This window comes from Pseudomonas sp. W2Jun17 (assembly GCF_023127795.1).
Lineage (GTDB): Bacteria > Pseudomonadota > Gammaproteobacteria > Pseudomonadales > Pseudomonadaceae > Aquipseudomonas > Aquipseudomonas synxantha_A.
Map to the genome: position 1 here is coordinate 76454 of NZ_SPKO01000002.1, position 23312 is coordinate 99765.

Annotated in this window: 24 protein-coding genes; 15 read left to right on the plus strand and 9 right to left on the minus strand. The window is 60.8% G+C overall.

Annotation, left to right across the window (positions count from 1 at the left end; all coding sequences use genetic code 11):
- The first annotated feature begins 60 nt into the window (after positions 1-60).
- The 4 genes from E4O98_RS00780 to E4O98_RS00795 all read left to right on the plus strand — a co-directional run bounded on the left by E4O98_RS00780 (position 61) and on the right by E4O98_RS00795 (position 5681).
- Positions 61-270 carry a hypothetical protein gene (locus tag E4O98_RS00780; protein ID WP_146097885.1) on the plus strand — a complete coding sequence of 70 codons (210 nt, stop codon included), beginning with the start codon at positions 61-63 and terminating at the stop codon, positions 268-270.
- 229 nt (positions 271-499) lie between these two features.
- On the plus strand, positions 500-2551 hold the full coding sequence (locus E4O98_RS00785) for a GGDEF domain-containing phosphodiesterase (RefSeq protein ID WP_248133936.1): 2052 nt from the start codon (positions 500-502) through the stop codon (positions 2549-2551).
- Positions 2552-2677: 126 nt separating this feature from the next.
- Positions 2678-4006: an imelysin family protein gene (locus E4O98_RS00790; protein ID WP_032879743.1), complete on the plus strand. Its 1329-nt coding sequence runs from the start codon at positions 2678-2680 to the stop codon at positions 4004-4006.
- A gap of 220 nt (positions 4007-4226) precedes the next feature.
- A complete protein-coding gene (locus E4O98_RS00795) occupies positions 4227-5681 on the plus strand; it encodes a TrkH family potassium uptake protein (protein ID WP_032879741.1) in 1455 nt (484 codons plus the stop codon).
- Here E4O98_RS00795 and E4O98_RS00800 read toward each other — a convergent pair.
- Entirely contained in the window at positions 5638-6696 is a 1059-nt protein-coding gene (locus E4O98_RS00800; RefSeq protein WP_248133938.1) for an AraC family transcriptional regulator, read from the minus strand. The genes E4O98_RS00795 and E4O98_RS00800 overlap by 44 nt on opposite strands.
- Positions 6697-6857: 161 nt before the next feature.
- Between E4O98_RS00800 and E4O98_RS00805 the strand changes: the two genes are divergently transcribed.
- From E4O98_RS00805 to E4O98_RS00815, 3 genes are all read left to right on the plus strand, one after another.
- On the plus strand, positions 6858-7169 hold the full coding sequence (locus E4O98_RS00805) for a DUF962 domain-containing protein (RefSeq protein ID WP_103734741.1): 312 nt from the start codon (positions 6858-6860) through the stop codon (positions 7167-7169).
- Between the two features lie 433 nt (positions 7170-7602).
- A complete protein-coding gene (locus E4O98_RS00810) occupies positions 7603-7785 on the plus strand; it encodes a hypothetical protein (protein WP_032879737.1) in 183 nt (60 codons plus the stop codon).
- A gap of 103 nt (positions 7786-7888) precedes the next feature.
- Positions 7889-9085 (plus strand): MFS transporter, encoded by a 1197-nt coding sequence (locus tag E4O98_RS00815; RefSeq protein WP_005790807.1) that lies wholly within the window; start codon positions 7889-7891, stop codon positions 9083-9085.
- Here E4O98_RS00815 and arfB read toward each other — a convergent pair.
- Positions 9082-9495 (minus strand): alternative ribosome rescue aminoacyl-tRNA hydrolase ArfB, encoded by a 414-nt coding sequence (gene arfB / locus E4O98_RS00820; protein WP_003193787.1) that lies wholly within the window; start codon positions 9493-9495, stop codon positions 9082-9084. The two genes, E4O98_RS00815 and arfB, sit on opposite strands and share 4 nt — an antisense overlap.
- A 109-nt stretch (positions 9496-9604) precedes the next feature.
- On the minus strand, positions 9605-11023 hold the full coding sequence (locus tag E4O98_RS00825; protein WP_032879735.1) for an amino acid permease: 1419 nt from the start codon (positions 11021-11023) through the stop codon (positions 9605-9607).
- A gap of 647 nt (positions 11024-11670) precedes the next feature.
- On the opposite strand from E4O98_RS00825, the gene E4O98_RS00830 reads away from it, so the two are divergent.
- Together E4O98_RS00830 and E4O98_RS00835 are read left to right on the plus strand one after the other, a co-directional pair.
- Complete coding sequence (locus E4O98_RS00830; RefSeq protein ID WP_003237751.1) at positions 11671-11808, plus strand: hypothetical protein; 138 nt, start codon at positions 11671-11673, stop codon at positions 11806-11808.
- 73 nt (positions 11809-11881) lie between these two features.
- Positions 11882-12841 (plus strand): hypothetical protein, encoded by a 960-nt coding sequence (locus tag E4O98_RS00835; RefSeq protein WP_032879733.1) that lies wholly within the window; start codon positions 11882-11884, stop codon positions 12839-12841.
- Positions 12842-13032: 191 nt separating this feature from the next.
- On the opposite strand, the gene rluB is transcribed toward E4O98_RS00835, so the two are convergent.
- The 6 genes from rluB to E4O98_RS00865 form a co-directional block, all read right to left on the minus strand.
- Complete coding sequence (gene rluB / locus E4O98_RS00840) at positions 13033-14253, minus strand: 23S rRNA pseudouridine(2605) synthase RluB (RefSeq protein WP_005790814.1); 1221 nt, start codon at positions 14251-14253, stop codon at positions 13033-13035.
- A 144-nt stretch (positions 14254-14397) separates the two neighbouring features.
- Entirely contained in the window at positions 14398-14589 is a 192-nt protein-coding gene (locus E4O98_RS00845; RefSeq protein WP_032879732.1) for a DUF1289 domain-containing protein, read from the minus strand.
- A 129-nt stretch (positions 14590-14718) separates the two neighbouring features.
- On the minus strand, positions 14719-15633 hold the full coding sequence (gene scpB / locus E4O98_RS00850; protein ID WP_032879731.1) for an SMC-Scp complex subunit ScpB: 915 nt from the start codon (positions 15631-15633) through the stop codon (positions 14719-14721).
- Positions 15634-15645: 12 nt separating this feature from the next.
- On the minus strand, positions 15646-16344 hold the full coding sequence (locus E4O98_RS00855; RefSeq protein ID WP_164365898.1) for a ScpA family protein: 699 nt from the start codon (positions 16342-16344) through the stop codon (positions 15646-15648).
- Positions 16345-16464: 120 nt separating this feature from the next.
- Complete coding sequence (locus E4O98_RS00860; protein WP_003193796.1) at positions 16465-17094, minus strand: L-threonylcarbamoyladenylate synthase; 630 nt, start codon at positions 17092-17094, stop codon at positions 16465-16467.
- Between the two features lie 13 nt (positions 17095-17107).
- Complete coding sequence (locus E4O98_RS00865) at positions 17108-17971, minus strand: PHP domain-containing protein (RefSeq protein ID WP_032879730.1); 864 nt, start codon at positions 17969-17971, stop codon at positions 17108-17110.
- Between the two features lie 87 nt (positions 17972-18058).
- Between E4O98_RS00865 and E4O98_RS00870 the strand changes: the two genes are divergently transcribed.
- From E4O98_RS00870 to E4O98_RS00895, 6 genes are all read left to right on the plus strand, one after another.
- Positions 18059-18655, plus strand: a complete 597-nt coding sequence (locus E4O98_RS00870; RefSeq protein ID WP_005790819.1) for a septation protein A — start codon at positions 18059-18061, stop codon at positions 18653-18655.
- Position 18656: 1 nt separating this feature from the next.
- A complete protein-coding gene (locus E4O98_RS00875; protein WP_005790820.1) occupies positions 18657-18956 on the plus strand; it encodes a YciI family protein in 300 nt (99 codons plus the stop codon).
- A gap of 100 nt (positions 18957-19056) precedes the next feature.
- The gene (locus E4O98_RS00880) at positions 19057-19734 is read left to right on the plus strand and encodes a response regulator transcription factor (RefSeq protein ID WP_032879729.1); all 678 of its coding nucleotides are present in this window, start codon (positions 19057-19059) and stop codon (positions 19732-19734) included.
- 103 nt (positions 19735-19837) lie between these two features.
- Positions 19838-20296 carry an LTXXQ domain protein gene (locus E4O98_RS00885; RefSeq protein ID WP_248133940.1) on the plus strand — a complete coding sequence of 153 codons (459 nt, stop codon included), beginning with the start codon at positions 19838-19840 and terminating at the stop codon, positions 20294-20296.
- 65 nt (positions 20297-20361) lie between these two features.
- On the plus strand, positions 20362-21705 hold the full coding sequence (locus E4O98_RS00890; RefSeq protein WP_248133942.1) for a HAMP domain-containing sensor histidine kinase: 1344 nt from the start codon (positions 20362-20364) through the stop codon (positions 21703-21705).
- A 40-nt stretch (positions 21706-21745) separates the two neighbouring features.
- Positions 21746-23095: a CoA transferase gene (locus tag E4O98_RS00895; protein WP_248133944.1), complete on the plus strand. Its 1350-nt coding sequence runs from the start codon at positions 21746-21748 to the stop codon at positions 23093-23095.
- Positions 23096-23312: the final 217 nt, after the last annotated feature.

Consider the following 23312-nt stretch of genomic DNA (forward strand, 5'->3'; position numbering starts at 1 on the left):
ACAATTCACCACACAAACGCCAGGAGGAATAAACCTCCTAAACCAATGTGGAGAATGACGATGGATCCTATTTCGATGGCAGCAGGGGTTATGGGTGCAATCCCAATGGTGGCGGGTATTGCTGATAAAGGGATGGATCTGGCAAACGGCGCAATGGGCGCGGGACACAAAGTCCTGGACATGGCAAACAAAGTCCTGGACATGGTCGGTGAAGGCGCCAGGATCGGTGGGGAACAGCCAAAGCCCCAGGGTCAGATCAATTTTTCTTAAATCGTCACCCACTCGAAGGCGGATCTCCTCCGCCTTCTCTCCTGCCGAGCGTGCAGCCCCTAGCCTTTCCTGTTTACGACAAGCCCGAATATCCGCGGGCGCCCACCTGCGTTTATCCAGCTCAAACCTCAATTGAGCTCAGCCCCCAATGTCCCTTTGACTGCCATCCTCAGATTGCCAATACTCATGGCATATTGACGGCCACCCGCATGAGACAAGGAATGCCCCTTTGAAGCTGGAACTCAAAAACAGCTTGTCGGTGAAGTTGCTACGGGTTGTGCTGCTGTCGGCCTTGATCGTCGGCGTGGCGTTGAGCGTGGCGCAGATTGTTTTTGATGCCTACAAGACGCGCCAGGCTGTGGCTGGCGATGCGCAACGTATCCTCGACATGTTTCGCGACCCCTCGACCCAGGCCGTCTACAGCCTGGACCGCGAGATGGGTATGCAAGTGATCGAAGGGTTGTTCCAGGACGACGCCGTGCGCATGGCCTCCATCGGTCATCCCAACGAGACCATGCTGGCGGAAAAAAGCCGCGCGTTACAGCAATCCCCCAGCCGCTGGTTGACCGACCTGATTCTTGGCCAGGAACGCTCCTTTACCACCGCATTGGTCGGCAAAGGCCCCTACAGCGAATATTACGGCGACCTCAGTATCACCCTGGATACCGCCACCTATGGCAGAGGTTTTCTGGTCAGCTCGGTCATCATCTTTATCTCGGGCGTATTGCGCGCCCTGGCCATGGGGCTGGTGCTGTACCTGGTGTATCACTGGATGCTGACCAAACCGCTTTCACGGATTATCCAGCACCTGACATCGATCAACCCGGACCGCCCCAGCGCACACAAGATCCCTCAGCTCAAGGGCCACGAACGCAACGAACTGGGGCAGTGGATAAACACCGCCAACCAGTTGCTCGAGTCCATCGAGCGCAATACCCACCTGCGCCACGAGGCCGAATCCAGCCTGTTGCGCATGGCCCAATATGACTTCCTGACCGGCCTGCCCAACCGCCAGAAGCTGCAGGAACAGCTGGACAAGATCCTCACTGACGCCGGCCGCAGGCAGCGCCGGGTGGCGGTCTTGTGCGTTGGGCTGGATGATTTCAAGAGCGTCAACGAACAATTCACCTACCAGGCCGGCGACAAACTGCTACTGGCCCTGGCCGATCGCCTGCGCGCCCACAGCGGACGCCTCGGCACGCTTGCCCGCTTGGGAGGCGACCAGTTCGCCCTGGTGCAGGCCGATATCGACCAGCCTTACGAAGCCGCCGAACTGGCGCAAAGCATTTTGGATGACCTGGAGGCGGAGTTCGCACTTGAGCATGACCTGATCAGGCTGCGTGCCACCATCGGCATCACGCTGTTCCCTGAAGATGGCGACAGCACCGAGAAGTTGCTGCAAAAAGCCGAGCAGACCATGACCCTGGCCAAGAGCCGCTCGCGCAACCGCTATCAGTTCTACATCGCCAGCGTCGACAGCGAAATGCGCCGGCGCCGCGAATTGGAAAAGGACCTGCGCGATGCGCTGAGCCGCGACCAGTTCCACCTGGTGTACCAGCCGCAAATCAGCTACCGCGACCATCGCGTAGTCGGCGTAGAGGCCCTGTTGCGCTGGCAACACCCGGAACACGGCCTGGTACCGCCGGATCTGTTTATTCCGCTGGCGGAACAGAGCGGCACCATCATCCCGATCGGCGAATGGGTGCTGGACCAGGCGTGCCGGCAACTGCGCGAATGGCATGATCAGGGCTTCACCACGCTGCGCATCGCCGTCAACCTGTCCACCGTGCAACTGCACCACACCGAGTTGCCGCGGGTGGTCAACAACCTGATGCAGATCTATCGCTTGCCGCCCCGCAGCCTGGAACTGGAAGTGACCGAGACCGGCCTGATGGAAGACATCAGCACCGCCGCCCAGCACCTGCTGAGCCTGCGTCGCTCCGGGGCGCTGATCGCCATTGATGACTTCGGCACCGGTTATTCATCCCTGAGCTACCTGAAAAGCTTGCCGCTGGACAAGATCAAGATCGACAAAAGCTTCGTCCAGGACCTGCAGGATGATGACGATGACGCAACGATCGTGCGCGCCATTATCCAACTGGGCAAAAGCCTGGGTATGCAGGTGATTGCCGAAGGCGTGGAGACCGCCGAACAAGAGGCGTACATCATCTCCGAAGGCTGCCATGAGGGTCAGGGTTATCACTACAGCAAACCGCTGCAGGCGCGGGAGCTGGCGGCTTATTTGAAGCAGTCCGAGCGCAATAGCGCGGTGAGTCTGTGAATTAACCAACCAATACCAAATATTTCCCGCGTATAAGCCTTTACACAAAATGCAAATCTTTCGCATTATGTCGCAGCTTTTGCGCTCCCCGCGCGCCCTATTCACACTCGAAGCAGGATGTTCGCCATGATTCGTATGCCCCTGGCCACCGCCAGTCTGCTGGCCATTGCCATTTCTCTCGCCGGTTGTGGCGAAGGTAAAGACAAGGCCGCCGCGCCTCAAGCACCCGCCGCCGCCAGCACAACCGCACCGGCTGCCGGCCAGGTCGACGAAGCAGCCGCCAAGGCGGTTGTCGCGCACTACGCAGACATGGTGTTTGCGGTATACAGCGATGCCGAATCCACCGCAAAAACCCTGCAGACCGCGGTCGATACCTTCCTCGCCAACCCGAACGACGAAACCCTGAAAGCGGCCCGTACCGCCTGGATCGCCGCGCGCGTCCCGTACCTGCAAAGTGAAGTGTTCCGCTTCGGCAACACCATCATCGACGACTGGGAAGGCCAAGTGAACGCCTGGCCCCTGGACGAAGGCTTGATCGACTACGTCGACAAGTCCTACGAGCACGCCCTGGGTAACCCGGGCGCCAACGCCAACATCATTGCCAACAGCGAGATCCAGGTCGGCGAAGACAAGATCGACGTCAAGGAAATCACCCCGGAAAAACTCGCCAGCCTCAATGAGCTGGGCGGTTCCGAGGCGAACGTTGCCACCGGCTACCACGCCATCGAATTCCTGCTCTGGGGCCAGGACCTCAACGGCACCGGCCCAGGCGCGGGCAACCGTCCGGCCTCTGACTACCTGACGGGTGACGGTGCCACCGGCGGTCACAATGAGCGCCGCCGCACTTACCTGCGCGCAGTGACTCAACTGCTGGTCAGCGACCTGGAAGAAATGGTCGGCAATTGGAAACCCAACGTCGAAGACAACTATCGCGCCACCCTGGAGTCGGATCCGGCTACCGACGGCCTGCGTAAAATGCTGTTCGGCATGGGCAGCCTGTCTTTGGGCGAGCTGGCCGGCGAGCGCATGAAGGTGTCCCTGGAAGCCAATTCGCCGGAAGACGAACATGATTGCTTCAGCGACAACACCCACAACTCGCAGTTCTACGACGCCAAGGGCATCCGCAACGTTTATCTGGGTGAATACACCCGCGTTGACGGCACCAAGCTGACCGGCGCCAGCCTGTCGTCCCTGGTAGCCAAGGCCGATCCGGCTGCCGATGCCGCCCTCAAGGCGGACCTGGCGGCAACCGAAGCGAAGATCCAGGTCATGGTCGACCGCGCCAACGCCGGCGAGCACTACGACCAGTTGATCGCCGCAGGCAACGACAAGGGCAACCAGATCGTACGCGACGCGATTGCCGCCCTGGTCAAGCAGACCGGTTCGATCGAGGCCGCTGCCGGCAAGCTGGGCATCGGTGACCTGAACCCGGACAGCGCTGATCACGAGTTCTGATCCCTGCGGTACTGAAAAAGGCGACCTTGTGGGAGGGGCGGTGCGACGGTTCGACTTGCTCCCGATAGCGGTGGATCAGCAGATACATTCTGCGCTGATCAGCTGCTATCGGGAGCAAGTCCCTCCCACATTTTGCTCCGTGTAACCTCAAGCACTCTGGTTTACATGCCCAGCACCGTCGGTAGAATGGCGCCTCTGCCCAATCACCCGAGCGAACTTCATGGCGTTGCCGACCCTACGTATCATCGGTTTCATCATCGGCATCTTCCTGATCACCCTTGCCGTCGCCATGGTCATCCCGATGGCCACCCTGGTGATCTTCGAACGCACCAGCGACCTGCCCTCATTCCTGTGGGCCAGCCTGATCACCTTTATCGCCGGGTTGGCCCTGGTCATCCCCGGTCGCCCGGAGCATGTGCACTTGCGCCCCCGGGACATGTACCTGCTGACCGTCAGCAGTTGGGTGGTGGTGTGCATCTTCGCCGCCCTGCCCTTTTTGCTGACCCAGCACATCAGCTACACCGACTCGTTCTTTGAAAGCATGTCCGGCATCACCGCCACCGGCTCCACCGTGCTGAGCGGCCTGGACAGCATGTCGCCGGGCATCCTGATGTGGCGTTCGCTGCTGCACTGGCTCGGCGGTATCGGCTTTATCGGCATGGCGGTGGCGATCCTGCCGCTGCTGCGTATTGGTGGTATGCGCCTGTTCCAGACCGAATCCTCGGACCGCTCGGAAAAGGTCATGCCCCGCTCGCACATGGTGGCGCGGCTGATCGTGGCCGCGTATGTGGGCATCACAATCCTCGGCAGCCTGGCATTCTGGTGGGCCGGAATGGGTTTGTTCGATGCGATCAACCACGCAATGTCGGCGATTTCCACCGGCGGGTTCTCCACCTCGGATGAGTCCCTCGCGCACTGGAAACAACCGGCCGTGCACTGGGTCGCGGTGGTGGTGATGATCCTCGGCAGCTTGCCGTTCGCCCTGTATGTGGCCACGTTGCGCGGCAACCGTCGAGCACTGATCAAGGACCAGCAGGTGCAAGGCTTGCTCGGCCTATTGCTCGTGACCTGGCTGGTGCTCGGCACCTGGTACTGGTGGACCACCGACCTGCATTGGCTCGATGCCTTGCGCCATGTGGCGCTGAATGTGACTTCGGTAATGACGACCACTGGATTTGCACTGGGGGACTACAGCCTGTGGGGCAACTTCTCACTGATGCTGTTCTTTTACCTGGGCTTTATCGGCGGCTGCTCGGGCTCCACGGCCGGCGGCATCAAGATCTTCCGTTTCCAGGTCGCCTATATCCTGCTCAAGGCCAACTTGAACCAGTTGATCCACCCACGTGCGGTGATCAAGCAAAAGTACAACGGTCATCGCCTCGACGAAGAAATTGTGCGGTCGATCCTGACCTTTTCATTTTTCTTTGCCATTACCATCTGCACCATCGCCCTGGCCTTGTCACTGCTGGGCGTGGACTGGATGACCGCGCTGACCGGTGCCGCCAGCACCGTGTCCGGCGTCGGCCCGGGCCTGGGTGAAACCATCGGCCCGGCCGGCAACTTCGCCACCCTGCCGGATGCAGCCAAGTGGATTCTGTCGCTGGGCATGCTGCTGGGTCGACTGGAGATCATTACCGTGTTTGTGCTGTGTATTCCGGCATTTTGGCGCCACTGACCGACGACATTTCCTGCAGCCGTGCCCGGTACTCGCCGGGCGTGGCATTGAACCAGCGGCGAAACGCGCGGAAGAAGTTGCTCGGGTCGGCGAACCCCAGCAGGTAGGCAATTTCCAGCAAGGTCATGTTTGGCTGCGCCAGGTATTGCTCGGCCAGCTCGCGGCGGGTGTCATCGAGCAAGGCCTGGAAACTGGTGCCCTCCTCCTGCAAACGTCTTTGCAAGGTACGTTGGGACAGATGCAGTGTCTGGGCCACCGCTTCGCGCTTGGGCTCCCCCTGGGGCAGCAGGCGGCACAACACCTGTCGCGCGTTGTGGGTGACGCGACTTTCAGAGAAACGCGCCAGGTATTCACCGGCAAAACGATCATGCAATAGCGCCATGGCCTCGTTGGCCGTGGGCAGCGGTGCATCCATGTCGGCTTGCTCGAAGATCAGCGCGTCATAGGGCGCATTGAATTGCAGCGGCGCATGGAAGGCCTGTTTGTACGGCGCCAGGTCCGCTGGTTGATCGCCCTGCAGCAGCACTTTGCGCGGTTGCAGGGTGCGCCCGGTAAGCCAGCCGCACAGCGCCAGCGCACTGGCCAGCGAGGCTTCGGCGCTTTGCCGGGTCGGCGGCAGATGATCGCCATGCACTGTCAGAATCAACGCATAGCCTTCGGGTAAGAGTCGGAAGCTCAAGTCGGCGCTTTCGGCGATGATGCGCTGGTAGCGCACCAATCGCATAAAGCCTTCAGCCAGAGTGTTGCTGGACATCAGTGCATAACCGGCAACATGGAACGAGGCCGGCCGCACCACCTTGCCCATGTTCAAGCCAATCGCCGGGTTGCCTGACACCTCCACCGCCCGCTGCCACAGGCGGGTCATGGAATCCTGGGGAAAACGCGCGTCCGGGTCACTGAGGGCGGCATAGTCCAGGCCCAGTTGCTTGAACAACGCACGGCAATCCAGGCCGTCCATTTCCAACGCCTTGACTATCCCCATCCCCCAGCTTGCAGAAGTTGTTCGTTCGCTCATGGCGTCTTCTTATTGAAAGCAGGCTCAAACGGCAGCCAGGAAGCCAAGGATACTAAAGTGGCATCTATTGTCACTGGCTGATACCACTGATCACTCTAGACTCAAATAAGCTCCCCGCCGAACACCTGTTGGGCGGCACAACAACCAGAGGGCCGGCCACCGTGGAAAACACCAGGAAATTCAACAGCTTTTCCGAGTTTTACCCGTACTACCTGAGCGAACATGGCAACAGCACCTGCCGGCGCTTGCATTTCATCGGCACCACCCTGGTGATCGGTATCCTCGCGTACGCCATAGGCCGGGGGTCACTGCTCCTGTTGCTGGCCTTGCCAATCGCTGGCTACACCTTTGCCTGGATTGGCCACTTCTTTTTCGAAAAGAACCGTCCGGCGACCTTTCAGCACCCGTTCTATAGCTTGCTGGGGGATTTCGTGATGTACCGCGACATGATCCTGGGCAAGGTACCGTTCTAGGGGGCGTTCTCAATTAGTTTCCCCGTCGCGCCGGGCGACAACGCGGCGGGGAAACTAATTGAGAACGCCCCTAGGTGTGACCTCATGTCACTTGCGTCGCAAGTATGAAAAATTGTGCATCCGCCGAGATAAAAGTCTTTTTGTCATTTACGGTGCTGTATCCTGCCAAGGCTTTTTGAGAGCGCGCAATCACCTGCGATTGAAAACAGACCTTGCGAGGAGCGACGACGATGCACGAGATACCTAATCTCCCCTTCCCAAGCCTGCACCCAACCGAGCAGCCAACACCGCAGCAGGCCAGCAACAAGCAGCCTGCGACCAAAGAAGCAAAACCAGTCGACAGCAAACGCCAAGACTGACGCCGTACCAGACCGTGTGGAAAGCGCACCTTTGAGCGCTTTCCACACTGCCTGAATCATTCGAGACGCTCATCATGACCACAACCCTTCCCGATACGCCGGATGCCGCCGTGCTCGACGCTGCCTTGCAGATGGTCGAAGTCTGGAACCGCCTCAGTGCAGACAAGCAAGCCGCACTGCTCAAGCGCTTCGGCACCCAGGAAAATGCCCTGGCGGCCCTGGTGACGACTCAATTGCTGGCTCCCGCCCAAGCCTGATGCATCTTTGATCCGAGGTTTTACATTTTTGCCGCCCTGCCCGGCCTGCGCGCCGGTATCATTAGCAGCCTATCTTTACCTGCTGCGACAGTGGACCTCTCCCATGCCAGATACCCAGCGACCCATGGCCGTCACGCTGCAAGTCGTTTCCATCGTGCTGTTTACCTTTATCGGCTACCTGAATATCGGCATCCCCCTGGCTGTACTGCCGGGCTATGTGCATAGCCAATTGGGCTATGGCGCCGTGATCGCCGGGCTGGTCATCAGCGTGCAATACCTGGCGACCCTGTTGAGCCGCCCCTATGCCGGCAAGATTATCGACAACCTGGGCAGCAAGCGCGCCGTGCTGATTGGCCTGGTGGGCTGCGGTTCAAGTGGCGTGTTCATGTTGCTGGCGGCGTGGTTTTCCAGCCTGCCGGCAGTGAGCCTGGGCAGCCTGTTGATCGGTCGACTGGTGCTGGGCAGCGCCGAAAGCCTGGTGGGTTCAGGCGCGATCGGCTGGGGCATCGGCCGCGTTGGCGCGGCGAACACCGCCAAAGTCATCTCCTGGAACGGTATCGCCAGCTACGGCGCGCTGGCGGTCGGCGCACCATTGGGGGTGCTGTTGGTCAGCCGGTTCGGGCTGTGGAGCATGGGCGTGAGCATCATTCTGCTCGCCGTGCTGGGCGTGTTGTTGGCCTGGAAAAAACAAGCCGCGCCGATTGTACCCGGCGTACGTCTGCCGTTCATGAATGTGCTGGGCCGCGTGTTGCCACACGGTTGCGCGCTGGCGCTGGGCTCCATCGGCTTTGGCACCATCGCCACCTTTATCACCCTGTATTACACCACCCAGCACTGGGATAACGCGGTGTGGGCCTTGAGCCTGTTCGGCGCCAGTTTTATCGGCGCACGCTTGCTGTTTGGCAATTTGATCAACCGCATTGGCGGCTTTCGCGTCGCGATTGCCTGCCTGTCGGTGGAAGTCCTCGGCCTGCTGTTGCTGTGGCTGGCGCCGGATGCCCAACTGGCGCTGGCTGGCGCGGCGTTGAGCGGCTTCGGCTTTTCCCTGGTATTTCCGGCGCTGGGCGTGGAGGCGGTCAACCTGGTGCCCGCCTCCAGCCGTGGCTCGGCGGTAGGCGCCTATTCGCTGTTTATCGACTTGTCCCTGGGCATCACCGGGCCACTGGCGGGCGCCGTGGCAGCAGGTTTCGGCTTTGCATCGATCTTCCTGTTCGCCGCCCTCGCCGCCGCCGCCGGTTTGCTGCTGAGTCTGTACCTGTACCGCCAGGCACCCAAGGCCCGGGAAACGCGCGATGCCTAGAAGTCGACCTTGCCTCGCCCGGCCTTGATGCTGCCGCGCTTGGTCTTGGACTCCAGGCGGCGCTTCTTGGACCCCAGGGTGGGCTTGGTCGGACGGCGCTTTTTCTCGACCTTGGTGGCGCTCTGGATCAACTCCACCAGGCGCTCCAACGCATCGGCACGATTCTGCTCCTGGGTACGGTATTGCTGGGCCTTGAGCACCAGCACACCTTCGCTGGTAATACGGCTGTCGCGCAGCGCCAGCAGGCGCTCCTTGTAGAACTCCGGCAAGGACGAGGCAGGAATGTCAAAACGCAGGTGCACTGCGCTCGACACCTTGTTGACGTTCTGACCACCGGCACCCTGGGCGCGAATGGCGGTCAGCTCGATCTCGGCATCGGGCAGCTGTACGTTATTGGAAATCACCAGCATGAGTAACACGGTCCTCCGGAAGAAGCCCTAGGATACGCGAATGCACCTTGGCCATCCCCTCAAACAACAAACCCGGCACAAGGCCGGGTCTGCTTAACAACATTGACGCTTACTTCACCGCAGGGACCGCCATATCCACGGACTGCTGCGCCCGCTTGTTCTTGATCCAGTAACACACCCCCATGAACGCCACCCACACCGGGATCGCGTACACCGAGCGGTCAATGCCTGGAATCATCAACATGGTGCCCAGGATAAACACCACGAACGCCACACAGATAATGTTGCCATACGGATACCACAGCGCCTTGAACAGCGGCACCTGGCCGGTGCGATTCATGTGCTGGCGGAACTTGAAGTGCGAGAAGCTGATCATCGCCCAGTTGATCACCAGCGTGGCCACCACCAGCGACATCAGCAGTTCCAGCGCGTTATGGGGCATCAGGTAGTTCATCAGCACCGCCACCAGGGTTATCGCCGCCGAGGCCAGGATCGAGCGCACCGGCACGCCACGCTTGTCGATCTTCGCCAGGGCCTTGGGCGCGTCGCCCTGCTCGGCCATGCCCAGCAACATACGGCTATTGCAGTAGGTGCCGCTGTTGTACACCGACAGCGCCGCCGTCAGCACCACGAAGTTGAGGATATGCGCGGCGGTATTGCTGCCCAGCATCGAGAACACCTGCACGAACGGGCTGCCACTGTAAGCATCGCCAGAGGCGTTGAGAGTCGCCAGCAGGCTGTCCCACGGCGTCAACGACAACAGCACCACCAGGGCACCGATGTAGAAAATCAGGATGCGGTAGATCACCTGATTGATCGCCTTGGGGATCACGGTGCGTGGTTGATCGGCTTCGGCGGCGGTAAAACCAAGCATTTCCAGGCCGCCGAACGAAAACATGATGATCGCCATGGCCATCACCAACCCGCCAACACCATGGGGGAAAAACCCGCCGTGGTCCCACAGGTTGCTCACCGAGGCTTGCGGGCCGCCGCTGCCACTGACCAGCAGGTAGCTGCCCAAGGCAATCATGCCGACAATTGCCACCACCTTGATGATGGCAAACCAGAACTCGGCTTCACCGAAGACCTTGACGTTGGCCAGGTTGATCACGTTGATCAGCACGAAGAAAGCCGCCGCAGACACCCAGGTCGGGATCTCCGGCCACCAGTAGTGCACGTATTTGCCGACAGCGGTCAGCTCCGACATACCCACCAGAATGTAAAGAATCCAGCAGTTCCAGCCCGACAGAAAGCCGGCGAAACCGCCCCAGTATTTGTGGGCAAAATGGCTGAACGAACCGGCTACCGGCTCCTCGACGATCATCTCGCCGAGCTGGCGCATGATCATGAAGGCGATAAAGCCGCAGATGGCATAGCCCAGGATCATCGACGGGCCGGCGGATTTGAGCACCCCGGCCGAGCCCAGGAACAGACCGGTGCCGATGGCGCCACCGAGGGCGATCAACTGGATATGCCGATTTTTCAGGCCGCGTTTCAGCTCGCCTGAAGAGGAATGGGTTCCACTCATGAAAGGGTCTCACGCAAGGTTTGAGGATATGAATGCAGGTTGCTGCCTTGAATTACCAACTCAAGCAGCGCCGTTCAAACCCCAGCGCAGGCACCAGGAGTACAGCGTCTTTCTAATGGTCATACGTCACCTGTTTGTTTTTATCTGTGACGAAATCGAACCCGTCCGGCTCGTGGCCAGGCGGAATGATCAGGGGGATCGAACCCTGAGGTCTTGGCCTTTTGCGTGGGTACGCAAGGGGGGTCACAGTAAAACGCGGCGCATTGTACACCGCTCGACAGCTTCGGCACGCCCCAACAGAGTGCACGCGACAAACTGTCAGCCAATCCTTACAGCTACAGGTCGCCCAAGACTCCCGGGGCAAATTCGTAAACTTATCGTTACAATGCGGAAACACTGCGTTACAGCCAGGTTTTACGGCCAGCCAACGGAAAATTGTCAGTGGGGATCTTCTGAATAAACGGTTCAGCCAATACGCTGTTTTTTCTGAATAAAAAATAGCTCGCCAAAAACAGAAGAAAAAATCCAAATGAAACCGTGTCAATAAATTTTTTGCATTTTGAAACACTCTCTTCTAGGTTCTTTCCACTTGCCCACGAAGCCTGCGGGCAAGCCGTTCTCAATCAACGTCCTCTAGGAGATACACCATGCAAGCACTGGAAAAAGACCTGGAAACCGAACTGCAACTCGACGATTGGTTTGAAGCGCCGACCCATGAGGCCGCCGTTGAAATGATGCAAGCCGATGCCGTTGTGCCTTTCGGCACCGCGATGTGGCCTTTCTAATACCCGGCAGGCATCCGGCAGGTGCTGTGCACGGCACCTGCCCCCTTACCCAAGGCACAGAAGGACACCCGTCATGGACAAGGCCCGCGCCGTCGAACACTTTCTCTACTACCTCGCACACCACCCAGCCCTCAGCGGCCTGAGTCGCCCCACCGTGCTGCTGGGCCATACCGAACGCTACGACGCCATCGCCCAGGCCATCACCCACGGCAGCGCCGCCCGCTTCAACTTCCAGTTGCAACGCCTGGACCTGGCTCCCAGCGAAGCCCTGGTGCAAGCCATCGAAGACTGTGACCTGTACCTGTTTCTCTACGACTCTTCCACCCTGCCCAACCCACGCGCCGAAGGCCCGGACTTTATCCGCGCCCTGCACGGCGTGATGGCCGAGCACTGGAAGAAATCCCTGCTATTCAAGGATTATGGTGATTACTTCTACGACACCTTCAGCGTCGAGCCACAGCGTATTGCCGACCTTAACGCCACGCTGATCCGACGCATGTCCCAGGCCAATGTACTGAGCTTTACCGACAAGCACGGTTCACGTCTTGAAGCGCCGATGAGCAGCATCAAGAAGTGGACCAATATCAACGGCGTCGGCAACCACGACCTGGCCCCCGGCGAAATCGCCACCCACAGTGAAGCCATCAACGGCCAGGTGCGGTTTGTCGGTACCTTCCTCAGCACTATTCCGTTTGCGCGCAAATACGGCGTGCTGCAATCACCGCTGGAATTGTGGATCGAGAACTCGACCATTTGCAGCGTGGCCAGCGACGTGCCGGGGCTGGCGGATGATTTCAACAAGTACCTGAATGCCAACCCGTCCAACCGTCGGGTGGAGGAGCTAGGGATTGGCACCAACGAAGGGGTCAAGGATCTGTATGCGCGCAATGCCGGGTTCGAGGAGCGCCATTGCGGGCTGCACCTGGGCCTGGGCGGCGGGCAGAAAGGCAGTCATCACTTGGATTTGATCTTTGCCAGTGGGGTGTTGGCGCTGGATGACAAGCCAGTGTTTGATGGCTCCTTTGCCTTTTAAAAGATCATCAGACGTGTAGATATCCCTGTGGGAGCCGGGCTTGCCCGCGATAGCGGTGGGTCAGTTAGCACAAAGGTGACTGGCTCACCGCTATCGCAGGCAAGCCAGCTCCCACAGTTGATTGCATTTCAAATTCAGATCAAAAAAAACGCCAACCCTAGGGTTGGCGTTTTTATGCAGCGCTTAACGCATCACTGCGGCTTCTTGCGACCAAAACCAGGACGCTGACCCGAACCTGCCGGGGCGCCACGGCGCTTGCCAGATGGTTCATCAGCTACCAGTTTCGGGCCAGGGCGCTTGTTCGCCGCTGGCTTGGCTGGACGCTTGGTACTGGCATTGTCGGCCGGGCGATCGGCTTCACCACGGTTGCTGCGACCGCCGCTTGGCGCTTCGCCACGGGCCGGGCGCGGTGTGCGTGGTGCACGATCACCTTCCTGGCGGGACGGTGCGGTTGGGCGACGCTCACCTTCGATCTGCGGCTCGCGAGAAATACGACCGCCGGTTGCCGGTGCATTCAGCGCCGGGCGCAGGGTGCGAGCCACGCGCTCGGTACGCGCAACAGGGCGCGACGATTTACGCTGCATACGCTCAAGCTTGTCTTTGCTCTTGGCGTTCATCTGCGGCATGGCGACCGGCGTCAGGCCAACTTCGGCGCTGAGGATGTCGACTTCGTACTGGCTCATTTCGCGCCAGCGGCCCATCGGCAGGTCGGAGTTCAGGAACACCGGGCCGAAACGCACGCGCTTGAGGCGGCTGACCACCAGCCCCTGGGATTCCCACAGGCGACGCACTTCACGGTTACGCCCTTCCATCACCACGCAGTGGTACCAGTGGTTGAAACCTTCGCCGCCTGGCGCCTGCTTGATGTCGGTGAACTTGGCCGGGCCGTCTTCCAGCACCACGCCGGCCTTGAGGCGTTCGATCATCTCGTCATCGACTTCACCGCGTACACGCACGGCGTATTCACGATCCATCTCGTAGGACGGGTGCATCAGGCGGTTGGCCAGTTCGCCGTCAGTGGTGAACATCAGCAAGCCGGTGGTGTTGATGTCCAGACGACCGATGTTGATCCAGCGGCCTTCCTTGGGCTTGGGCATCTTGTCGAACACGGTCGGACGGCCTTCCGGGTCGTCACGGGTGCAGATTTCGCCATCGGGCTTGTTGTACATGATCACGCGGCGCACCGATTCGGCGGCCTCTTCACGCTTGATGACCTTGCCATCAATGGTGATTGCATCGTGCAGGTCGACGCGCTGGCCGAGGGTAGCCTCGACGCCGTTGACCTTGATGCGCTTCTGGGTAATCCAGGCTTCGACGTCGCGGCGCGAGCCCACGCCGATACGCGCCAGCACTTTTTGCAGCTTTTCGCCTGCTGGGCCGATTTCCTGGTCTTTCTGGTCTTGGTCATTCATCGTAAGCACCTCCCGGTGGGTCGATTCAGGCGTGGCCTGAGGGGTCTTGAAAGCGGGGCCTTGGCCGAATAGGTCGGCAAGGGGTCGCGAATCATACGCGCATGGCGCGTGTTGCGCATCACAGACTAGTCGATAACGCCCAAGTCATTTGCTTTTCCGCCGACCGGTGGCACCCAGCGCCAGCAATCGCAGCTCGGCTTCAGCCAGCACCGTGCGCTTGTCGACTTTGTCGAGCTTCTTCCAGGCGCGGATTTCGCGCTTGCTGCGGCCACAACCGACGCAGATGTCGTCGGCGAACTTGCAGATGCTGATGCACGGGTCTTTGGTGGAACTCATGTTTTCTCCCAGACAGTGGAGATCCAATGTGGGAGGGGGCTTGCTCCCGATAGCAGTGGATCAGTTGATGCATCTGCTGCCTGACACTCCGCTATCGGGAGCAAGCCCCCTCCCACAGTTTTTATTGCGTCAGTCTTCGAGTTGGCGGCGTTCGTTTTCGATGGCTTCGGCCAGCGCCCGGGCTTCGTCTTCTTCGTCGCTCAGCGGCGGCTGTTCCAGGGCGGCGACGGCGGCCAGCAGTTTTTCCCGGGCATCGGCGACGCCGAGGATGTCTTCTTCGACTTCGGGCTCGGGTTCAACGTTCACCTCGGTCTGCGGCTCGTCGGCAGCATCACGCAACAGGTCGTCAAAATCAGTCTTGATCCCTTGCTCCATATCATCGAGCTCCAACAGCAGCGTATGGAAGCTGGTTTCGTCCTTGGGCTCCTCCGGCTCGGCGCTGGCATCGGCCAGTTCCTGCAGGCTTTGCGGCACCGGCGCATCGTCGAAGTCGAGCACCGGCTCGGCCTCCATTTCGCGCAGTTCAGCCAGGGGCGGCAGGTCGTCGAGGTTCTTCAGGTTGAAATGATCGAGGAACACCTTGGTGGTGGCGAACATCGCCGGTTTGCCGGGCACGTCGCGGTAACCCACGATGCGGATCCACTCGCGCTCCAGCAGGGTCTTGACGATATGGCTGTTGACCGCCACACCACGCACGTCCTCGATTTCGCCACGGGTAATCGGCTGGCGATAGGCGATCAGCGCCATGGTTTCCAGCATTGCCCGCGAATAACGCTGCGGCCGCTCTTCCCACAAGCGCCCCACCCACGGCGAAAACTTCTCACGGATCTGCAGGCGATAACCCGACGCCACTTCGCGCAACTCAAAGGCACGGCCGTCGCAGGACTTGCGCAGGATCTCCAGCGCCTTCTTGAATACCGGCGGCTCCGGGCGTTCAGCTTCTTCAAAGAGTTCGAACAGGCGCTCCAGGGATTGCGGTTTGCCCGAGGCCAAGAGAAAGGCCTCCAGCAAGGGTGCCAGTTCGCGGGGTTCAGTCAGATTCATCGATTCAGCTCGTTATTCGGCTCGCGCCCGCACGTGGATAGCCGCAAAAGGCTCATTCTGCACCAGCTCGACCAAGGATTCCTTGACCAGTTCGAGGATCGCCATAAAGGTCACCACCACACCTAGTCGGCCTTCTTCGGCGGTGAACAGCTCCACAAACGGCACAAACCCACCGCCCTTCAGGCGTTCCAGCACATCACTCATGCGCTCGCGGGTAGACAGCGCTTCGCGGCTGACCTGGTGGCTTTCAAACATATCGCCACGGCGCAGCACCTCGGCCATGGACATCAGCAATTCTTCCAGGCTCACGTCCGGCAGCAATTTGCGCGCACGGGCCTCGGGTGCGTCGAGCTTGGGCACCACCACATCACGGCCCACGCGGCTCAGGCCGTCAATGCCTTCGGCGGCGGCCTTGAAGCGTTCGTACTCCTGCAAGCGGCGGATCAGTTCGGCGCGCGGGTCATCCTCTTCGGCTTCGACGGTCTCCGAACGCGGCAACAACATGCGCGACTTGATCTCGGCGAGCATGGCGGCCATCACCAGGTACTCGGCGGCCAGCTCCAGGCGCACCGACTGCATCAGCTCGACGTAGCCCATGTACTGACGGGTGATTTCTGCCACCGGGATGTCGAGGATATTGATGTTCTGCTTGCGAATCAGGTACAGCAGCAAGTCCAGCGGGCCTTCGAAGGCTTCCAGGAAGACCTCCAGGGCATCCGGTGGAATGTACAGGTCCAGGGGCATTTCCATGACCGCCTGGCCATAGACCATGGCGAACGGCAGTTCCTGCTGGGCGCCGGCCTGGGGATCAGCGGTTTCCACGGCCGACATTCAGGCCTCGACCATAAATGGCGCCGGATCGCCACAGCCCACACGCACCACTTCAGGCTCGCCGTCAGCCAGGTTGATCACCGTCGAGGCTTTGTTGCCGCCGTAGCCGCCATCGATGATCAGGTCGACATGCTTTTCCAGCAGGCGCCGCATTTCGTAAGGGTCGTACAACGGTTCGGTTTCACCGGGCAGGATCAACGACACGCTCATCAGCGGCTCACCCAGCTCGGCCAACAGCGCCAGGGCTATCGGGTGTTCCGGCACGCGCAGGCCGATGGTGCGCTTCTTGGGGTGCAATAACAGGCGCGGCACTTCGCGGGTGGCATTGAGAATGAAGGTATAAGGCCCCGGCGTATGGGCCTTGAGCAGGCGGAACGTACCGGTGTCGACCTTGGCGAACAGGCCCAGTTGAGACAAGTCGCTGCAAATCAGTGCGAAGTTGTGCTTGTCGTCCAGCTGGCGCAGGCGCCTTACACGCTCGACCGCGCCCTTGTCGCCGATCTGGCAACCGATGGCGTAGGACGAATCAGTTGGATAGATCACCACGCCGCCGGCTCGGATGATCTCCACGGCCTGTTTAATCAGGCGCGCCTGAGGGTTTTCCGGATGAATCTGGAAGAATTGACTCACGTGCTCTACCTGTTCAGACGGTGGCAATAATGGGGTCATGCTTGAATCGCCCCCACAACAGCGGCAGATCTTCCGGGACCTGGCGATACTCGCCAATCTCGGACCAGCCGCCTGGGCCATGAAAATCACTGCCGGCACTGACCAGCAGACCAAATTCGCGAGCAAGGATCGCCAGGCTGCCGACCTGTTCCGCCGGTTGATGCCCGTTGACCACCTCGATCGCGTGGCCACCCGCACAAATATAGTCGCTGATCAGCTTGCGGCGCTTGCTGCGGGTGAAATCGTAATGCCAGGGATGCGCCAGGCTGACCCAGGCCCCGGAAGCCCGCAAAGTCTGGACGGTGTCTTCCAGGGTCGGCCAATGCAGCTTCACATCGCCCAACTTGCCGGCCCCCAGCCATTTGCGAAAGGCTTCGGCGCGATCCTTGACATAGCCTTCGCGCACCATCCAGTCAGCAAAGTGCGGACGGGCCGGTGCGTTGCCGCTGTCCCCCAGTTCCTGCTGGATGGCACGAGCGCCGTCGAGGGCGCCGGGCATACCTTTAAGGCTGAGCTTGCGGCTTATTTCTTCGGACCGCAGCCAGCGGCCATCGTGCAATTGGGCAATGGCCGCCACCAACGGCGGGGCATTCTGATCGAAACCGTAGCCAAGTACATGAATGGTGGCGCCGCCCCAGGTGCAGGACAATTCCACCCCGTTGACCAGTTGCATGCCCAAAGAATGCGCGGCTTCGCGGGCTTCATCGAGACCCTCGAGGGTGTCGTGGTCGGTCAACGCCAGCACTTGCACGCCTTTTTCAAACGCACGCGCAACCAGTACCGCGGGCGCCAGGGCGCCGTCGGAGGCCGTGCTGTGGCAGTGCAAATCAACATTCACGTGGGTATGTAACCTCAAGTCAGCTGGCGCTATCGCAACCAAGGATGTTTGTTATTATGCCGCCACATCCAGCTTCTGGCTCTTACTGTGAAACAATTCATCGACTTCATCCCGCTGTTGCTGTTTTTCATCGTTACCAAACTCGACCCCAGGGTCATCGAAATCGCCGGTCACGAGCTGTCGTTCGGGGGTATCTACAGTGCCACTGCCGTATTGATCATCAGCTCCATCGTGGTCTACGGCGCCATCTTCATCTCCCAGCGCAAGCTGGAAAAAAGCCAATGGCTGACCCTTATCGCCTGCCTGGTCTTTGGCGGACTGACCCTGGCCTTCCACAGCGAAACCTTCCTTAAATGGAAAGCCCCGGTGGTCAACTGGCTGTTTGCCCTGGTCTTTATCGGCAGCCACTTCATCGGTGACCGCCTGCTGATCAAGCGGATCATGGGCCACGCGCTGACCTTGCCGGAACCGGTGTGGGTGCGCCTGAACGTGGCCTGGATCGTGTTTTTCCTGTTCTGCGGTGCCGCCAACCTGTTCGTGGCCTTTACCTTCCAGGACTACTGGGTCGACTTCAAGGTGTTCGGCAGCCTGGGCATGACCGTATTGTTCCTGATCGGCCAGGGGATCTACCTGTCGCGTCACCTGCATGACACCGCGCCTACCACGCCGAAAACCGAGGACTGACATGCTCTACGCCATCATTGCCACCGATATTGCCAACTCGCTGGAAAAACGCCTGAGCGTACGTCCTGCCCACGTCGAGCGCCTTAAACAGCTGCAAGCCGAAGGCCGTATCGTACTGGCCGGCCCGCACCCGGCGGTCGACAGCAATGACCCGGGCGACGCCGGTTTCACCGGCAGCCTGATTGTCGCCGAGTTCGCCTCCCTGGCCGACGCCCAGGCCTGGGCCAAGGCCGACCCCTATGTCGCAGCAGGCGTCTACGCTGATGTGGTGATCAAGCCGTTCAAGCAAGTCCTGCCTTGAACCCGGCTGCGTCGAACCTAATCGTTTCGGCGCACTCCTAATGGCTCACGGCGGCACCGGTGGGGTCGTCGCCGTCGACAATGGCTAAATCGAGTGAGTCATGAGCGAGCTGTTACTGATAGATGATGACCAGGAGCTCTGTGAGCTGCTGAGCAGTTGGTTGAGCCAGGAAGGCTTCCAGGTGCGCGCCTGCCACGATGGCCTGAGCGCCCGCAAAGCCTTGGCCGAAGCCGCCCCGGCGGCGGTGGTGCTCGACGTGATGCTGCCCGACGGCAGCGGCCTGGAGCTGCTCAAGCAACTGCGCAACGACCACCCGGAACTGCCGGTGCTGATGCTCTCGGCGCGGGGCGAACCCCTGGACCGCATCCTCGGCCTGGAGCTGGGCGCCGACGACTACCTGGCCAAGCCTTGCGATCCGCGCGAACTGACCGCCCGCCTGCGTGCCGTATTGCGCCGCAGCCACCCGACCGCGGTCTCGACCCAGCTTGAGCTGGGCGACCTGTGCTTCAGCCCGGTGCGCGGCGTGGTGAGCATCGATGACCAGGAGTTCACCCTGACCGTCTCCGAAAGCCGCCTGCTCGAAGCCTTGCTGCGCCAGCCCGGCGAGCCCCTCGATAAACAGGAACTGGCGCAGATCGCCCTGGGCCGCAAGTTGACCCTTTACGATCGCAGCCTGGACATGCACGTCAGCAACCTGCGCAAAAAGATCGGCCCGCACCCGGATGGCCGGCCGCGGATCGTGGCGCTGCGCAGTCGCGGCTACTACTACAGCCTCTAGAGGCAGCCTTACCAAATCTTTACCCTCCGCTGACGGCGGCTGACCTTGCGCTGCGTAACCTACTCACATCCGGACTCACCGGAATAGAGACAGGAGAATCACCATGCGCAAGACCCTTATCGCTTTGATGCTCGCCGCTGCACTGCCTACCGTTGCCATGGCCATGCCTGAAGGCCCAGGCCCGATGGGCGGCCACGAAGGCCACATGATGGACGGCCCGGGCCACGGTGAACACGGCCCGCGTGGTAAAGGCGGCCCGTTCAGCCAGCTGGACTTGAGCAAGGAACAGCGTGAGCAGATCCGCAAGCTGATGGGTGACCAATGGCACGCTCGCAAAGACCTGACCCAAAAGTACCTGGACAAACTCCCGGCCGCTGACCAGAAAGCCATGCAGGACGAGATCGCCGCCGGCAAGCAGAAAACCCAGGCCAATATCCGCGCCGTGCTCAAGCCTGACCAGCAGAAGCAATACGACGAGATCGTCAAAAAGCAAGCCGAGCGCCGCGCCGAGTGGAAGCAATTCCAGGAATGGAAAGCCCAGCAAGCGCAAAAAGCGCAATAATGCAAACGTAATGCCTACGGCCCAGTGGTTCACACCACTGGGCTTTTCCTGTTTGAGGGTTTCCTGTGCGTTCATTGTTCTGGCGTATCCTGGCGAGTTTCTGGCTGGCCATCGCCCTGGTTGGCGGGTTGTCGATTCTGCTTGGGCATATGCTCAACCAGGACGCCTGGATTCTCAGCCGCCACCCAGGCCTGAACAACCTGGCGCAAGAGTGGACGCAACTCTACGAAGCCCAGGGTGAGGACGCCGCCCAGGACTTGCTGCAACAGCGCAAACGCCAGTACCACATCGATGCGCAAGTGCTTAACGAGAGCGGTGAGCCGGTGGTGCGCGGTACCTTCCCGCGTCGCGCCGCCGCCTTTGAAGCCCGGCAGAATGACAGCCAGGACGGCCACCTGCCCTGGCGGCGCCTGACCGCCGAGTACACCAGCGACAAAACCGGCGACACCTACCTGCTGATCTACCGCATTCCCCACCCGGAGTTGGAAGCCTGGCACCGCAGTAGCCTGCTGTGGCCGCTCAGTGCCCTGGCAATCACCCTGGTGGTGTTGACCCTGTTCAGCCTGCTGGTGACCTTGTCCATCACCCGCCCACTCAGCCGCCTGCGCGGCGCGGTGCATGACCTGGGGCAAACCACCTATCAACAAAACAGCTTGGCGCAACTGGCCAACAGGCGCGACGAATTCGGTGTGTTGGCCAATGACTTCAACCGCATGGGCGCGCGCCTGCAAAGCCTGATCGGTAGCCAGCGCCAGTTGCTGCGCGACGTGTCCCACGAACTGCGCTCGCCCCTGGCACGCTTGCGTATCGCCCTGGCCCTGGCCGAGCGCGCCAGCCCCGAAGAACGGGAAAAACTCTGGCCGCGCCTGACCCGCGAATGCGACCGCCTGGAAGCCTTGATCAGCGAAATCCTGGTCCTGGCGCGGGTCGACGCCGACAACGCCAGCGCCGAAGACATTGACCTCAACCCATTGCTCAAGACCCTGCAAAAGGACGCCCAGCTCGGCGCGCCCGAGCAAGTGGTGCACCTCAGCACCGACGTCGACCTGCGGCTCAAGGGCTGGCCGACCATGATCGAGCGCGCCGTGGATAACCTTCTGCGCAATGCCCAACGCTTCAACCCGGCCGGCCAACCGATTCAATTGCAGGCCCAGCATCAAAACGGGCGCATTCTGATCAGCGTACGCGACCACGGCCCCGGCGTTGAAACCGAACACCTGGGCCAACTGGGCGAGCCGTTTTACCGTGCGCCGGGCCAGACTGCGCAAGGTCATGGCCTGGGCCTGGCCATCGCCCGCCGTGCTGCCGAGCGCCATGGCGGCACCCTGATCCTGGCCAATCATCCCGACGGCGGTTTTATCGCCAGTATCGAACTGCCCTTGATCCCAGGGGCTGCCACACCGGTGTGATGTTCTTCTATAGTGGCCCTTCTCTTACGGAGGGCCTTAGATGACTGACCTGCTGACTCCCATCCAAGCTGCACTCGATTTACCGCACATTGCGCTGCCCGAGACCTCGGCAGGCGCACTGCCCTCGTCCTTCGCCGTGACCGACCTGGCCGTCGCCAGCATCGGCGCCGCTGGCCAGGCTGTTGCCCAGTTGATCCAGCAACAGACCGGGCGGCTGCCCAGCGTCAGCGTGGATCGGCGTCTCGCCTCGCTGTGGTTTTCTTCGTCGATTCGCCCAGTGGGTTGGCAAGTACCGCCGCTGTGGGACCCAGTGGCCGGTGACTACGCCAGCGCCGAGGGCTGGATTCGTCTGCACACCAATGCACCCCATCACCGTGCAGCGGCCGAACGGGTGCTTGGGCCTGTGGCCGACCGCGCCGAGATGGCGATCAAAGTCGCTACATGGAACGCCGCAGAACTGGAACAGGCCATTGTCGACGCCGGCGGTTGTGCGGCGCAGATGCGTACGTGGCAAGCCTGGCAGCAGCATCCGCAAGGCTTGGCGGTGAATGCCGAAGAGTTGATACAGCGTCAGGTCTTCGACACTGGTATCGACAAACCCTGGCTTGGCTCACCTGCGCGCCCGCTGGCCGGTATCAAGGTGCTGGACTTGACCCGCGTATTGGCCGGCCCCGTGGCCAGTCGTTTCCTCGCCGGATTGGGTGCAGATGTACTGCGCATCGATTCGCCAACCTGGAACGAACCGGGCGTGGTACCGGAAATGACCCTGGGCAAGCGCTGTGCCCGCCTCGACCTGAAAAGCCCTGAAGGCCGGCAGGTATTCGAAGCCTTGCTCAAGGACGCTGACGTACTGTTCCATGGTTACCGCGCCGATGCACTGGAACAGCTGGGTTACACCCTCGGCGAGCGCCAACATATCGCCCCCGGGCTGATTGACGTCAGCCTCAATGCCTATGGCTGGAGTGGCCCGTGGCGTAACCGTCGCGGTTTTGACAGCCTGGTGCAGATGAGCAGCGGGATCGCCGAGGCGGGCATGGCCTGGAAGCAGGCGGATACGCCCGTGCCGCTGCCGGTGCAGGCGCTGGATCACGCTACCGGTTACCTGATGGCCGCCAGTGCGATCCAGGCCTTGAGCGAGCGGTTTGCGTCAGGTCGGGGCGGTTCGGCGCGGTTGTCACTGGCGCGCACGGCCAAGTTGCTGGTGGACGCAGGGCAGGTGCCGCAGCAGGCAGCGTTGCGCGGCGAAGACATCAATGATCAAGGCTTGGTGGTAGAGCAGACCACCTGGGGCCAGGCCCATCGGTTACTGGCGCCGCTGAGCATCAGTGGCACGCCGTTGCAGTGGGATTTGCCGGCAGGGGAATTGGGCGCGCACCGGCCTCAGTGGTGAACTGAAGACCGCCATCGGGGGCAAGCCCCTCCCACTTTTGAATGTATTCACACATCAAATGTGGGAGGGGGCTTGCCCCCGATGAGCATGGGTATCTACACAACTTCGTAGCAGTCACCAGTAACCACGATGCGAAGCGAGGCGCTCTTGATCTGCTCTTGATCTGCTTTTGATCTTAGGCGCCCCGTTAAACCACGCTGGCCGGAATTCGACAGGG

Excerpts from the sequence above, each read along its gene's own strand:
- E4O98_RS00880 (WP_032879729.1), top strand. The coding sequence starts at position 19,057 with ATGAGCGAGCTGTTACTGATAGATGATGACCAGGAGCTCTGTGAGCTG.
- E4O98_RS00835 (WP_032879733.1), top strand. The coding sequence starts at position 11,882 with ATGGACAAGGCCCGCGCCGTCGAACACTTTCTCTACTACCTCGCACAC.
- E4O98_RS00875 (WP_005790820.1), top strand. The coding sequence starts at position 18,657 with ATGCTCTACGCCATCATTGCCACCGATATTGCCAACTCGCTGGAAAAA.
- E4O98_RS00885 (WP_248133940.1), top strand. The coding sequence starts at position 19,838 with ATGCGCAAGACCCTTATCGCTTTGATGCTCGCCGCTGCACTGCCTACC.
- E4O98_RS00825 (WP_032879735.1), bottom strand. The coding sequence starts at position 11,023 with ATGAGTGGAACCCATTCCTCTTCAGGCGAGCTGAAACGCGGCCTGAAA.
- rluB (WP_005790814.1), bottom strand. The coding sequence starts at position 14,253 with ATGAATGACCAAGACCAGAAAGACCAGGAAATCGGCCCAGCAGGCGAA.
- E4O98_RS00790 (WP_032879743.1), top strand. The coding sequence starts at position 2,678 with ATGATTCGTATGCCCCTGGCCACCGCCAGTCTGCTGGCCATTGCCATT.
- E4O98_RS00895 (WP_248133944.1), top strand. The coding sequence starts at position 21,746 with ATGACTGACCTGCTGACTCCCATCCAAGCTGCACTCGATTTACCGCAC.
- E4O98_RS00845 (WP_032879732.1), bottom strand. The coding sequence starts at position 14,589 with ATGAGTTCCACCAAAGACCCGTGCATCAGCATCTGCAAGTTCGCCGAC.
- E4O98_RS00795 (WP_032879741.1), top strand. The coding sequence starts at position 4,227 with ATGGCGTTGCCGACCCTACGTATCATCGGTTTCATCATCGGCATCTTC.
- E4O98_RS00800 (WP_248133938.1), bottom strand. The coding sequence starts at position 6,696 with ATGAGCGAACGAACAACTTCTGCAAGCTGGGGGATGGGGATAGTCAAG.
- E4O98_RS00810 (WP_032879737.1), top strand. The coding sequence starts at position 7,603 with ATGACCACAACCCTTCCCGATACGCCGGATGCCGCCGTGCTCGACGCT.
- E4O98_RS00815 (WP_005790807.1), top strand. The coding sequence starts at position 7,889 with ATGCCAGATACCCAGCGACCCATGGCCGTCACGCTGCAAGTCGTTTCC.
- E4O98_RS00830 (WP_003237751.1), top strand. The coding sequence starts at position 11,671 with ATGCAAGCACTGGAAAAAGACCTGGAAACCGAACTGCAACTCGACGAT.
- scpB (WP_032879731.1), bottom strand. The coding sequence starts at position 15,633 with ATGAATCTGACTGAACCCCGCGAACTGGCACCCTTGCTGGAGGCCTTT.
- arfB (WP_003193787.1), bottom strand. The coding sequence starts at position 9,495 with ATGCTGGTGATTTCCAATAACGTACAGCTGCCCGATGCCGAGATCGAG.
- E4O98_RS00780 (WP_146097885.1), top strand. The coding sequence starts at position 61 with ATGGATCCTATTTCGATGGCAGCAGGGGTTATGGGTGCAATCCCAATG.